Source organism: Legionella wadsworthii DSM 21896 = ATCC 33877, from assembly GCF_000701265.1.
GTDB lineage: Bacteria > Pseudomonadota > Gammaproteobacteria > Legionellales > Legionellaceae > Legionella > Legionella wadsworthii.
In genome coordinates, this window is sequence record NZ_JNIA01000023.1 from 81,655 (window position 1) to 93,315 (window position 11,661).

The following is an 11,661-nucleotide window of genomic DNA, read 5'->3' on the forward strand; positions in this document are numbered from 1 at the left end:
GGTGGATAGATATGAGCAGCCAACATTTAGAACAATATATTTTAAACCATCCATTATTTTGTCTTCTTGACAATAAAAGTGCGCACCAATTAATGGAATGTGCTCAGCCTGAGTGTATACAAGCCGGCCATTTTGCTGTAGTAGACGGAGATCCTATAGACAGTATTTCCCTTATCGTTTCTGGGAAAGCAGAAGTCATTAGAACAGTCTATACCATGGCAAAACATAGAGAGATGCGAATTGCGGAATTGAAAGAAGGGAATATTATAGGGCTTTCTTCAGAAGGTTTTGCATCAAGTACGGGGCTTCATACCAATTCGGTGCGAGCGCTTACCGAGATGCAACTATATAAAATTACTCTCTATGATTTTTTGCAATTTTTAAAAGACCCGAATATACGATATCCTTATTTGAAAAAATTAAGCGAAGAATTTCTTTTAATACAATTCATTCGGGCACACCACACCTTTCAAACTTTCTCCCATGAAAAAATACAAACCATGGTGAAAACCGCACGCAATGTAAAAATACCCGCAGGAACATTTTTGTATCGAAAAGGAGATGAAGCAGATACTTGTTATTATCTTCTCAATGGAGCCATACATCTTGATCATTCAAAAGAAAACAGTCCAACTTCCGTTGGAGTCAACCAAATGTTTGGTTGCAGTGAATTCTTAAGCAATAAAAAAAGAAATGAAAGTGCCTATGCGATGTGTGATAGTGAAGTATTGGTTATGGAAGCCAAAGTAGTTAATGAAATGTTTAAAGTCGAAGGGTACCCCTCATTGTTGCAACGGGTGACTTCTCAATTTAAAAAAAACAAATAGGCGTCTGACTAAGTATTTTCGTAGGAATTTTTATGGACAAAAGCAATTATATTATTGATGTGAGACACCTGACGAAGCGATTCAATAAAAACCGAGCCGTTAAAGATCTTGAACTGCAAGTGGAATATGGAGATATTTTCGGTTTTATCGGTCCTAATGGAGCAGGGAAAACGACTTCAATAAGAATGCTATGCGGGTTGATAACTCCTGATTCTGGAGAAGGTCAATGTGTAGGCTATGATATTCTTACTGCTTCTCGACAGATTAAATCATTAGTCGGTTATATGTCGCAGAATTTTGGTCTATATAAAGATCTTACTGTATATGAAAATATGCTTTTTTTTGCAGAAATATATGGCGTACTTGATAGAAGGAATCAGATAGAGAAGTATCTGCACAAATTTGATTTGTTCAAATATAAAAATCAAATAGCAGGGACACTGTCTGGCGGCTGGAAACAGCGGCTTTCACTCGCGGTATCTTTATTGCACGATCCTTTATTGTTGTTATTGGATGAGCCCACAGCGAATATCGACCCCAAAGCCAGGCGTGAATTTTGGGAGTTGATGCACCAGCTATCAAGAGAAGGAATTACAATTCTATTAAGTTCACATAACCTGGATGAAGTAGACAAATGTGACAAGATTGCATATATGTATTACGGACGTACTTTGATGTCTGGAACGATAGAAGACATTTTAAGAACCGTAAATTTGAAAACCTGGGCTATTAAGGGAACCAACTTGGCAATGTTGGCCCATCAATTGGAGGCAACAGAAGGTGTCGATCAAGTATTAAGATTTCATAATACCTTACATGTGAGCGGTAAAAATCATGACGATTTATCTGAGGCAGTTCAGCCCTACATCAATAATAAATATTTTCAGGGTAAAGAAATAGACTCTACATTGGAAGACGCTTTTGTTTGGCTGGCAACATTTGGTGCTCAGAGGTTATGAATGATAAAAATTGAACTTTGGCGGGTTTTGTCAGTAGCTAAAAAAGAATTTATTCAAATCAAACGTAATGGTTCCACTTTTTTATTGTTATTTTTAATTCCTGTACTGCAAATACTTTTATTCGGATTCATGATTAACACGAATCCTAAAAATTTACCAACCGCGGTGATTTCTTCTGAGGAGAGTTCATTTACTCGCTCTATACTTGAGGGATTTAAAAACACCGGCTATTTTACGATGAATTCTGTTGTATCCTCTGAAAAAGAAGGGGAAAAGTTATTACTTAGTGGAAAAGGGCTTTTTGTGATTAACATTCCTCCTAATTTTTCAAGAGATTTAATTCGGGGGAAAAAACCTTTGGTATTAATTGAAGCAGATGCATCCGATCCCATCTCCATCTCAAATGCTTTTCGAGCAGCATCCGAATTACCCTCCAAAGTATTTGACCGTGATTTACATGGTTCTTTAAATTATTTAGCGTCTGGACGACCTCCTTTTGTTTTTGACATTCATGCTAAATTTAATCCTGAAGGTATCTCACAATATAATACTGTTCCAGGGCTTATCTCTGTATTAATTTTCACAACATTAACGCTTCTTACCGCGATGTCGATTACATCAGAATATGAATTTGGGACTTTCGAAACTCTATTAATTACACCGCTTAGCCCGATGAATATTATCTTTGGTAAAGTAATTCCTCACTTTTTTGCAGGATATTTTATTTTATTTGTATTACTCATGATTTCACTTTTTGTTTTTTCAGTTCCCTTTTATGGAAGTATTTTTCTTTACATATTTATTATGGCCTTCTATTCTATCAGCAACCTCTCTCTGGGACTGGTTATCTCAGCATTTGCAAAAACGCAATTTCAAGCTGTTGCAGCAATTAGTGCTTGTATCCTTGTGGCAGTGATGACTTCAGGATTCCTCTTTCCCTTTACCGGCATGCCCATTTGGGCACAATATATCGGTCAAGTTCTGCCCTTAACGCATTTTATCCGAATTTCACGCAACATTATGTTGAAGGGAGCTGATTTCAGCATCTTATGGCCTGATGTCTGGCCCATTATTTTATTCACTTTTTGTATTATCATTTTGGGAACTTTAATTTTTAGAAAGACTCTCGATTAATGGAGATTTGGTTGAAAAGGGTGAGGCAAAAAAAATCCCCGCAAGTACGGGGATTGGAAATATTAAAACGAAATTAATCTGCTTTTTTAGTAGCCAATTTTTCTTTAATACGTGCTGCGCGGCCAGCTAAATTGCGCAGATAGTAAAGTTTAGCGCGACGTACATCACCACGTCTTTTTACAGTAATACTGTCAACAATTGGACTGTAGGTTTGGAATACACGCTCCACACCAACACCATGGGAAATTTTACGTACAGTAAATGCAGAGTTCAAACCACGATTGCGTTTGGCAATAACAATACCTTCAAAAGCTTGCAAACGCTCACGGTTACCTTCAATTACTTTCACTTGAACCAAAACAGTATCACCAGAATTGAATTCAGGAATTTCCTTGCCTTGCATCTGTTCCGCATTCAGTTGGTCAATAATATTAGTCATGACTACTCCTCAAATAGGTTCATCCTTTTAGGAATCACCGTGTTCATACTTAAACTCAGCAAGCAATTGCTTGTCTGTTTCACTTAACTGTATTTTTTCAAGTAAATCTGGACGCTTAAGCCAGGTTTTACCCAGAGATTGCTTCCTTCGCCACAGTTCAATATCTCTGTGATTACCACCTAATAAAACAAAAGGTACCTCTAACCCATCCACAGTTGCTGGTCGGGTATAGTGTGGGCAATCCAGTAAACCATTCATAAATGAATCTTGTTCTGCTGAACCAAGATGCCCTAAGCTACCCGGTATCAAACGAACAATTGCATCAATAAATACTGAAGCAGCCAGTTCTCCACCACTTAAAACAAAATCTCCGAGAGACCACTCTTCATCTACTTCTTGTTGAAGAATACGCTCATCAATTCCTTCATAACGCCCGGCAACAAAAAGCAGGGGTTGTTTGTCATTTACTACTTTATTTAAGTCATTTTGACGAATTACCTTTCCCTGGGGGCTTAGGTAAATCGTTTTACAATGACTTGGCATTTGACTTCGTGCCTGCATAATTGCCCCTTTTAAGGGCTCATACATCATCACCATGCCAGGCCCGCCTCCGTAAGGCTTATCATCAACTTGCCTGTAGGGCCTGGAAGCCCAATCTCTGGGATTCCAGCAATCAATTTTTACTAATTCCTGCTCAATTGCTCGACCCGTAATACCATAATTTAATGCATTAAGGATTTCAGGAATTAAGCTGATCACTCCAAGATGAAGCATCACTTAAAAATCCAGCTCCCAGTCAACAGTGATTATCTGCTGGCTGGTATCAATATCTAATATAAATTGGCCAGGTAAATAAGGTATTAAATGTTTTTTATTACCCATTACAACCAGTACATCATTTGATCCTGTGGGTATTATTTCAGCGACTCTCCCAAAAGCTTCCCCTTTTTGGTTAATCACATTCATACCTATCAGTTGATGCCAGTAATACTCACCAGGCTCCAGCTTTTTTAATTGCTCTCGTTGTACTGCAATTTCTATATTAGTAAGGTGAGCAGCCAATTCGCGATCAGAATATCCTTCAATTTGGACTATGATGGATTTGTTTTGTACTTCTGCATGTAATAATTTAATGGGCTGCCATTTATTATGAATAAAGGCATGCCAATCTACATACTTTAGAACATTATCTCGAGGCTCTGTAAACGAATGAACCGTAACAAAACCTTTTACACCATGAGGCCGACCAAAACGGGCAATTACTATCCAGTTTTCCAGATTATTCACGTTATTAAGCAGCTTCGCCTTTCTTGTTAAATTCTTTAACTAAAGCATTAACGCGATCAGATAGTTGCGCGCCTACTTTTTGCCAGTGGCTTAATTTTTCAGCATCAATGTGCAAACGTACTTCTTGCCCGCGTGCTATAGGATTAAAATAACCTATACGCTCAATGTAGCTGCCATCGCGACGCTTGCGGCTGTCAGTAACGACCATATGATAAAACGGACGCTTTTTAGCGCCACCTCTTGATAAACGTATAACGACCATTGTTTTCCTCTACTTTAGAGTGGTTACGTAAAAATGCCGTGTATTGTACGAAAATAAATTGAGCATGTGAAGTATTATTGTGAATTATTTAAAATCATCCGGCAATAAACCCTTTAATCCCGCAATTCCCCCAATTCCACGCATCATTTTTTGCATTCCACCAGGTTTGGTAAATTTTTTCATCATTTTTTGCATTTGTTCAAATTGCTTTAATAATTTATTCACATCTTGTATTTGGGTACCTGAACCCATAGCAATACGTTTTTTACGAGAACCCACAATAATTTTAGGTATACGGCGTTCCTTCGGGGTCATGGAGTTAATGATTGCAACGGTTTGAGACATCGCTTTATCACTCACCTGTTTCATGGCTTGCTGAGGCATCATTTGGCTTACGCCAGGTAGTTTACTCATCATTCCAGCAATACCACCCATATTATTCATTTGCAGGAGTTGTTGCTTGAAATCTTCCAGATCAAAGCCTTTTCCTTTTTTTAATTTTTTAGCTAATTTCTCGCTGGCTTGTTTGTCTGCTTTTCTTTCGACTTCTTCAATGAGGGTAAGAATATCACCCATACCAAGAATTCTTGAAGCAATCCGTTCCGGATGAAATGGTTCTAGCGCATCTACTTTTTCCCCACTTCCAATAAATTTAATGGGTTGTCCTGTGATTTGCTTTACGGATAAAGCGGCGCCACCGCGAGCATCACCATCAGTTTTAGTTAAAATAACACCTGTTAATGGCAATGCTTCATGAAAAGCTTTAGCGGTATTTGCAGCATCTTGCCCTGTCATGCTGTCTACTACAAATAAAGTTTCAATTGGAAGCAATTCTTTATGTAAGGCTTTAATTTCATCCATCATTTCAGTGTCGATATGCAAACGACCTGCTGTATCAATCAGCAAAACGTCCATGTACTGTTTTTTTGCACTATCAAGCGCTTTTTTTGCAATTGCAATGGGCTGCTCATTGGTCTCAGCAGGGACAAAAGCCACATCAATTTGCTCTGCTAGAACTTTAAGCTGTTGAATTGCTGCAGGTCGATAAACGTCGACACTCGCGACCATGACCTTTTTATTTTCCGATTCTTTTAAATAACGGGCCAGTTTTGCAGTACTGGTTGTTTTACCAGAGCCTTGCAATCCAGCCATAAGAAATACTGCAGGGGGTTGTGTTTTAAAATTAAGTTCAGCACGCTCATCACCCATAATACGAATTAATTCATCATGAACAATTTTGACAAAGGCTTGGTCGGGGTTTAATTCAGTTAAGACTTCTTTCCCCAGGGCATTTTGTTTGACGTGTTCGATGAATTCTTTAATGACAGGCAAGGCAACGTCTGCTTCAAGCAGTGAAAGCCTGACTTCACGTAGTGCGTGTTGTACATTCTCTTCAGTTAAGCGACCCTGCCCCCGTAAATTTTTAAAGGTGCGGGTCAAACGTTCGGTTAAGGTTTCAAACATGATAAGTTGCTCGAAAAAAATAAAAACTATAGCATAGAGAGGCTATGATATGAAACTGTTCGGTCCTGTTATCCCATAAAGATAAGTTAGGAATGACTTACCAAAAGGAAAGCTCAAGATTAAACCCATGGTATAAGTTTAGCAAATATATTCTATAAATATGATTTAAATCTTTTTTATGTGAGCTGCATGAGTAATAAGAGAAGTACAAATATTGGGGCGAGGGAACTGCTGATATTTTAAAAAAATAAGATCTTAGCTGATGGCATTTCCAACTAATTCAAATTGATTTTGTGCATAAAGACGGCAAAAAAGGCAGAGATTTTCAGATTAAATCATGCTATTTTACAGTGCAAGGTAAAACTTAACAGGCTGATAAACCAAATTAAGGAACATTTTGTTTATCTATTGTCCTATTATTAAGGGTTTCTTAAGCAATTTTCTATATAATGTAGCTTCTGCAAGCCTAAACTGCACTGAAGGAATGCGATGATCGAGAAAAAACATTCACTAACGATTTTCAGTCTCACTATGATAACTGTTGGGTCTGTAGATAGTATACGTAACTTACCTGCTACCGCCTTATTTGGTAGTCAGTTAATTTTTTACTTTGTTTTAGGTGCTCTTTTTTTTCTAATCCCTACCGCCTTGGTTTCCGCAGAGCTTGCATCAGGATGGGCCAAACAAGGTGGAATTTATATCTGGGTCAAACAAGCTTTTGGTAAAAAAGCAGGTTTTTTAGCCATTTGGCTGCAATGGATAGAAAATGTGATTTGGTATCCCACAATATTATCTTTTGTCGCAGGAACAATAGGTTATTTAATCAATCCAGCCTTAACAAGTAATCCATATTTCCTTTGGTCAATCATTGTCAGTTCCTTTTGGGGAGCTACAATATTGAATTTGCGTGGAATGAAATCCTCAGCTGTATTCAGTAATCTGTGTTCCCTTGCTGGTTTGTTGCTGCCCATGTCATTAATTATAGGACTGGGTGTTGTGTGGATTACACAGGGTAATCCTTTGCAAATTCAGTTTGATATTCCCAGTGTGGTACCGCATTTATCCGATAGATCTATGTGGGTTTCCCTTACGGCAATTATCATGTCTTTTTGTGGGATTGAAATTGCGACTGTTCATGCGAATGATGTCAACAATCCACAACATGCATTTCCCAAGGTTTTAATCTATTCAGTAGGAATTATTTTAAGTACTCTAATTCTTGGCTCTCTAGCTATTGCAATTGTGTTACCTGGGAAGGACATCAATTTAGTCGCAGGAATTATGCAAGCATTCGAAGCATTTTTCTCCAGTTATCACATGAAATGGATGATGCCCGTAGTCGCTGTTATGCTTGTACTGGGTGGTCTGGGGGGCGTAAGTAACTGGATAATCGCACCCACTAAGGGATTATTGGTGGCTGCTGAAGATGGCAATTTACCAGATTATTTCCAGCTTACTAACCGGAAAGGAGCTCCGGTCGTCATGCTTTATACTCAGGCAAGTATTGTTACTATCTTGTCAGCCTTATTCTTATTTATGCCGAGTGTAAATGGTTCTTATTGGTTATTAACCGCTTTAGCTGCCCAATTGTATATGTTGATGTATTTCATTATGTTTGCAGCTGCGATTAAATTACGGATTTCAGAGCCAAATCATCATCGACCGTTCAAAATCCCTGGTGGAATAGCCGGTATGCTATTTGTTGCAGGTGTAGGAATTATCGGCGTCTGTGCTACTTTAGCAGTGAGTTTTATTCCTCCGGAGGGAATTAATGTAGGTAGTCTGGTTCGTTATGAACTGACATTAATTATTGGATTGGTTTTGATGTGTTTACCACCATTCATCAGCTCTTGGGTTCAAGAAAAGAGGCCTGTTTTGGAAGCCCTACCCGATTAAAATGTATAGTCCCCTAGGATTAAGGATCGGAACAGGTTAGAACATGAATATACCCTCAGAATCCAGAGAGCTGCTGAGCGATTTAAGAGAACGATTGCCCGAATTGGAATGGAAAATTAGCCAGCTCGGCTCTTTTTTTTCATGCCAGCAGTTGCCTAGAGGATTATTTCGCTTGGATACGGATTCAACCAGTGCTGCCTGCATTGCAGAGATTAAAGCCGACATTGATGCATTATCCAAACAGCAAAATAAAGGAAGTGCCCTTTATCTGGCGGACCGAATAAGGCGAAAGGTACATGTGCTGGTCACTTTATGCCAGATGCATCAAGGAAAAAATAAACCGAGGGAAAAAGTTTATTTTGGTATCAAGACATTGAGTACACGCCAACAATGGATCAATGATCTTGAGCTTGAAATCAAGACTTTGTCCCAACAACAGCAAGCCATGATCAAGGCATTAAAACACCTCAAAGACTCTCCGGATGCAAATGCAATTTTGCATTTGAAAGCTGAATTAGGCGAAGTGGAACGTCGTTTAACTTTAGCGCAAGAAACATTTAATCGTGCTGTTTCTTAATGATTAATCTTTTTCTCAAGAAATTTATAAGGTAAATTTAAGAACTGCTGTTTATTTTCGTTTTGCTGTACTTCAACTCAAATACAAAAGGAAGAAAGTGTTCGTTAATTGAGTTAAATTAAACAGTCTTTGAGGCGTTTACGAGCGTCATACATTACATTACTTCGACTCAACTGTTCATCATTTGCTTGCCTTATCAATAAATCAAAGTAAATGAGTGAAAATGGTGTTCAAAAAGGAGCTTTTTATGTCAGATAAATTTTCTAGGGTTACTAAAGATATCAATACTCAATTAGCTAAAATGCAGAAAGAAATGCCAGAAGTCATGGCTGGATTTTCAGCATTGTCCAAAGCAGCAACTAAAGAGGGTGCTTTAGATAAAAAAACAAAAGAATTAATTGCTATGGCGTTGGCTGTCGCCAAGCAATGTGAGGGATGTATTGGGTTTCACGCGCAAACTTTAATAAAATTGAAAACGAGCCGTGAAGAATTCTTAGAAACATTAGGGATGGCTGTCTATATGGGGGGCGGTCCATCTTTAATGTATGCCGCTGAAGCTTTAGAGGCTTTTGAAGAATTTAGTCAATAGTTAATCTCACCTGATCCTGGATCAAGGGTAGATCCAGGATCATTTTACTTCCAGTTTGGATTCTGATTGAGGTTGGCCTAACGCCGCAGAAACATGCGCCATTTCATTTTTAGATGCAGTGTTTTGAGGGCATGGATAATGTTTACTTGCGCCCAGCCAGGCGACCTGTGAGACAGTCATGGAGTCTTTATCGCTTTGTTGACTTGAAAATTCCTTATAAGTCTGTTGAATTAATTCACATAGGGTAAATGCATTAAGCTGCACCCCGACGGGCAAGCAGAACGCTGGATTTCCATGAGTTTTCGCTATTTCATTGGCCTGAATCATTGTTTCAGCAATACTTTCACAAGTTATCGTTAAAACATGGCGCGCTGAACGAGCCCAGGCTTGTGCTTGAGGATCAGCTTTAATCTCCATTCGTGGAATATTCTCAGCAATGTTCATGTAATTTTTTATGGAGTCAGCGTAAAGGCAATTACATAGAAATAGAAAACTGATGAACAATATTCGCATATACTTATCCTTTAAATTAAATACCATGAGGTTTAATTAAACCCAGTTTAAAAGCAATTAATAAAAATATAAATAAACTAACCGAAATACTTATTCTTATGGTCAACGCTTTGACAGTTCTTTTCGAATTACCTGAGTCCCGAATAAGAAATATAAGGCCGCTTGCTAAAGATCCGGCAATGATAATCATAACGCAGATGATGATAATTTTAGTGATCATTTGTTATACTCCCGAAATTGCCGTTGAATTAACCCAGAAAACAGCGCACTCCAATGAGTAAACTTAGATAGCTGAAGATTGAGTCCCTTTGATTTTATTCATAAAATTGTAAGCAGTACTACAATGAATGAAAAAAATTTAAAAATTTCTTAAAATTGAGCCTTCAGTTTTTCGCAATTGGTTTCTACTGCTGCTTCTATGGATTATAACTAATATTTGAACAAAAAGATGCCTAGTTTAACCTGTTTTAAATTCCGTTTCACCCCAAGTTGGACCATGTTATTTTTAACTTTGGTATTTTTTTTATTTTTTATGCGTCTTGGTTTTTGGCAAATCCAGCGGGCTGATGAAAAAACGGAAATGATTGCGGCTCAAAAAGTCCAGGAAAAACAAGATGCAGTTGTATGGACACCAACGAAAAATCTGCCTTTGCAATACGAGCGCGTCGAGGTAAAGGGGAAGTATTTACCCCAAGTTTTTTTTCTGGATAATCAGCATCAAAAACACCAATTTGGATATAATGTCCTGTCTCCTTTGGCACTTTCTGATGGCTCAATTATTTTAATTGATAGAGGCTGGGTTCCCGGTGAATTAACGCGTCGTGTACTACCCAATATAAAAAGTCCTTCAGGGGTGCTGGAACTCGAGGGTTCTGCGTACTTCCCAAGCAAAAAACAATGGGTTTTGGGTCCTGCTTTTGAAGAAAAAGGAGTTAACGTTACCATTATAGAACGGATAGATGATCAATTGATAAGCAAAATTTTGCAAAAGTCGGTCTCTCCGTTTATTATTCGCCTCGACAAACAAGATTCAAATGGATTTGTGCGGGAATGGGAGACGGTATCCATGCCTCCTCAGCGTCATTTAGCATATGCGCTGCAGTGGTTTTTAATGGCATTGGTCGTATTAATTATATTTGTTGCATTAAATCTGAAGAAAAAAAATGAAAAAACAAGTCAGTAAATATTATATTTTAGTGGTTTTGGTTGTACTATTTGCTGCCCCTGGAATCGCTGCTTATCTGTTTTATCAGCATCCTTCATGGCTAGGAACTGCTCGAGTCAATAAAGGGGATTTGCTTCAACCACCTGTCAGGCTTCATGCTTTGGAGGGAAAATCCAAATGGGGTATTATTTATTGGAGTCCAAGCGCCTGTGATCAAGCTTGTATGAAACAGCTGGATGTCTTAGCCCGTATACGTCTGGCATTAGGACGTAAATTATACCAGGTTGACCAATGGCTTCTTCTAAGTGATGAAGCGCCTTCTTTATCAGCAGAGCAACAATCTCTTTTAAAGGAAATAGATTTTAAAGTCGTGAAATTACCAACAGCGGAAATGAATGAGAAACATAATTTATTTTCTGATTCCAAAATATTTATTGCTGATCCCAGTAAGTTTTTAATTCTCAGTTATGCATCTAAAGCTAATCCTGAAGATGTCTATAAGGATTTGAAGTTATTACTCAATACAACTGAAAATAAGAGTGAATAGTC

15 protein-coding genes are annotated in these 11,661 nt (G+C 38.1%); 8 read left to right on the forward strand and 7 right to left on the reverse strand.

Going from position 1 to position 11,661, the window contains the following annotated elements:
- The first annotated feature begins 11 nt into the window (after positions 1–11).
- Genes BU07_RS0102610 through BU07_RS0102620 form a run of 3 tightly spaced genes read left to right on the forward strand, consistent with a single transcriptional unit; the run spans position 12 to position 2,920 of the window.
- Complete coding sequence (locus BU07_RS0102610) at positions 12–827, forward strand: Crp/Fnr family transcriptional regulator (protein ID WP_031563425.1); 816 nt, start codon at positions 12–14, stop codon at positions 825–827.
- Between the two features lie 32 nt (positions 828–859).
- Positions 860–1,786, forward strand: a complete 927-nt coding sequence (locus tag BU07_RS0102615) for an ABC transporter ATP-binding protein (protein ID WP_031563427.1) — start codon at positions 860–862, stop codon at positions 1,784–1,786.
- A complete protein-coding gene (locus BU07_RS0102620) occupies positions 1,787–2,920 on the forward strand; it encodes an ABC transporter permease (protein WP_031563429.1) in 1,134 nt (377 codons plus the stop codon).
- A gap of 73 nt (positions 2,921–2,993) precedes the next feature.
- On the opposite strand, the gene rplS is transcribed toward BU07_RS0102620, so the two are convergent.
- The 5 genes from rplS to ffh all read right to left on the reverse strand — a co-directional run bounded on the left by rplS (position 2,994) and on the right by ffh (position 6,372).
- A complete protein-coding gene (gene rplS / locus BU07_RS0102625; RefSeq protein ID WP_031563431.1) occupies positions 2,994–3,359 on the reverse strand; it encodes a 50S ribosomal protein L19 in 366 nt (121 codons plus the stop codon).
- 27 nt (positions 3,360–3,386) lie between these two features.
- Positions 3,387–4,136, reverse strand: a complete 750-nt coding sequence (gene trmD, locus BU07_RS0102630) for a tRNA (guanosine(37)-N1)-methyltransferase TrmD (RefSeq protein ID WP_031563433.1) — start codon at positions 4,134–4,136, stop codon at positions 3,387–3,389.
- Complete coding sequence (gene rimM / locus BU07_RS0102635) at positions 4,137–4,646, reverse strand: ribosome maturation factor RimM (RefSeq protein WP_031563435.1); 510 nt, start codon at positions 4,644–4,646, stop codon at positions 4,137–4,139.
- 4 nt (positions 4,647–4,650) lie between these two features.
- A complete protein-coding gene (gene rpsP / locus BU07_RS0102640; protein WP_031563438.1) occupies positions 4,651–4,908 on the reverse strand; it encodes a 30S ribosomal protein S16 in 258 nt (85 codons plus the stop codon).
- An 84-nt stretch (positions 4,909–4,992) separates the two neighbouring features.
- Complete coding sequence (ffh, locus tag BU07_RS0102645) at positions 4,993–6,372, reverse strand: signal recognition particle protein (RefSeq protein ID WP_031563440.1); 1,380 nt, start codon at positions 6,370–6,372, stop codon at positions 4,993–4,995.
- Positions 6,373–6,861: 489 nt separating this feature from the next.
- On the opposite strand from ffh, the gene BU07_RS0102650 reads away from it, so the two are divergent.
- The 3 genes from BU07_RS0102650 to BU07_RS0102660 all read left to right on the forward strand — a co-directional run bounded on the left by BU07_RS0102650 (position 6,862) and on the right by BU07_RS0102660 (position 9,434).
- Entirely contained in the window at positions 6,862–8,268 is a 1,407-nt protein-coding gene (locus tag BU07_RS0102650; RefSeq protein WP_031563442.1) for an APC family permease, read from the forward strand.
- 43 nt (positions 8,269–8,311) lie between these two features.
- A complete protein-coding gene (locus tag BU07_RS0102655; RefSeq protein ID WP_031563444.1) occupies positions 8,312–8,845 on the forward strand; it encodes a hypothetical protein in 534 nt (177 codons plus the stop codon).
- Positions 8,846–9,092: 247 nt separating this feature from the next.
- Positions 9,093–9,434, forward strand: a complete 342-nt coding sequence (locus BU07_RS0102660) for a carboxymuconolactone decarboxylase family protein (RefSeq protein WP_031563446.1) — start codon at positions 9,093–9,095, stop codon at positions 9,432–9,434.
- A 39-nt stretch (positions 9,435–9,473) separates the two neighbouring features.
- Here the strand turns inward: BU07_RS0102660 and BU07_RS0102665 are convergent, their stop codons facing one another.
- Positions 9,474–9,947, reverse strand: coding sequence for a hypothetical protein (locus BU07_RS0102665; RefSeq protein ID WP_031563449.1), 474 nt, complete (start codon positions 9,945–9,947; stop codon positions 9,474–9,476).
- A gap of 16 nt (positions 9,948–9,963) precedes the next feature.
- Positions 9,964–10,167 carry a twin transmembrane helix small protein gene (locus tag BU07_RS0102670; protein WP_031563451.1) on the reverse strand — a complete coding sequence of 68 codons (204 nt, stop codon included), beginning with the start codon at positions 10,165–10,167 and terminating at the stop codon, positions 9,964–9,966.
- A gap of 228 nt (positions 10,168–10,395) precedes the next feature.
- Between BU07_RS0102670 and BU07_RS0102675 the strand changes: the two genes are divergently transcribed.
- On the forward strand, positions 10,396–11,130 hold the full coding sequence (locus BU07_RS0102675) for an SURF1 family protein (protein WP_031563453.1): 735 nt from the start codon (positions 10,396–10,398) through the stop codon (positions 11,128–11,130).
- Positions 11,111–11,659 (forward strand): hypothetical protein, encoded by a 549-nt coding sequence (locus tag BU07_RS0102680; protein WP_031563454.1) that lies wholly within the window; start codon positions 11,111–11,113, stop codon positions 11,657–11,659. Before BU07_RS0102675 ends, BU07_RS0102680 begins: the two co-directional genes overlap by 20 nt.
- Positions 11,660–11,661: the final 2 nt, after the last annotated feature.

Excerpts from the sequence above, each read along its gene's own strand:
- BU07_RS0102680 (WP_031563454.1), top strand. The coding sequence starts at position 11,111 with ATGAAAAAACAAGTCAGTAAATATTATATTTTAGTGGTTTTGGTTGTA.
- rpsP (WP_031563438.1), bottom strand. The coding sequence starts at position 4,908 with ATGGTCGTTATACGTTTATCAAGAGGTGGCGCTAAAAAGCGTCCGTTT.
- BU07_RS0102620 (WP_031563429.1), top strand. The coding sequence starts at position 1,787 with ATGATAAAAATTGAACTTTGGCGGGTTTTGTCAGTAGCTAAAAAAGAA.
- BU07_RS0102615 (WP_031563427.1), top strand. The coding sequence starts at position 860 with ATGGACAAAAGCAATTATATTATTGATGTGAGACACCTGACGAAGCGA.
- BU07_RS0102610 (WP_031563425.1), top strand. The coding sequence starts at position 12 with ATGAGCAGCCAACATTTAGAACAATATATTTTAAACCATCCATTATTT.
- BU07_RS0102655 (WP_031563444.1), top strand. The coding sequence starts at position 8,312 with ATGAATATACCCTCAGAATCCAGAGAGCTGCTGAGCGATTTAAGAGAA.
- BU07_RS0102675 (WP_031563453.1), top strand. The coding sequence starts at position 10,396 with ATGCCTAGTTTAACCTGTTTTAAATTCCGTTTCACCCCAAGTTGGACC.
- BU07_RS0102665 (WP_031563449.1), bottom strand. The coding sequence starts at position 9,947 with ATGCGAATATTGTTCATCAGTTTTCTATTTCTATGTAATTGCCTTTAC.
- BU07_RS0102660 (WP_031563446.1), top strand. The coding sequence starts at position 9,093 with ATGTCAGATAAATTTTCTAGGGTTACTAAAGATATCAATACTCAATTA.
- ffh (WP_031563440.1), bottom strand. The coding sequence starts at position 6,372 with ATGTTTGAAACCTTAACCGAACGTTTGACCCGCACCTTTAAAAATTTA.
- BU07_RS0102670 (WP_031563451.1), bottom strand. The coding sequence starts at position 10,167 with ATGATCACTAAAATTATCATCATCTGCGTTATGATTATCATTGCCGGA.
- rplS (WP_031563431.1), bottom strand. The coding sequence starts at position 3,359 with ATGACTAATATTATTGACCAACTGAATGCGGAACAGATGCAAGGCAAG.
- BU07_RS0102650 (WP_031563442.1), top strand. The coding sequence starts at position 6,862 with ATGATCGAGAAAAAACATTCACTAACGATTTTCAGTCTCACTATGATA.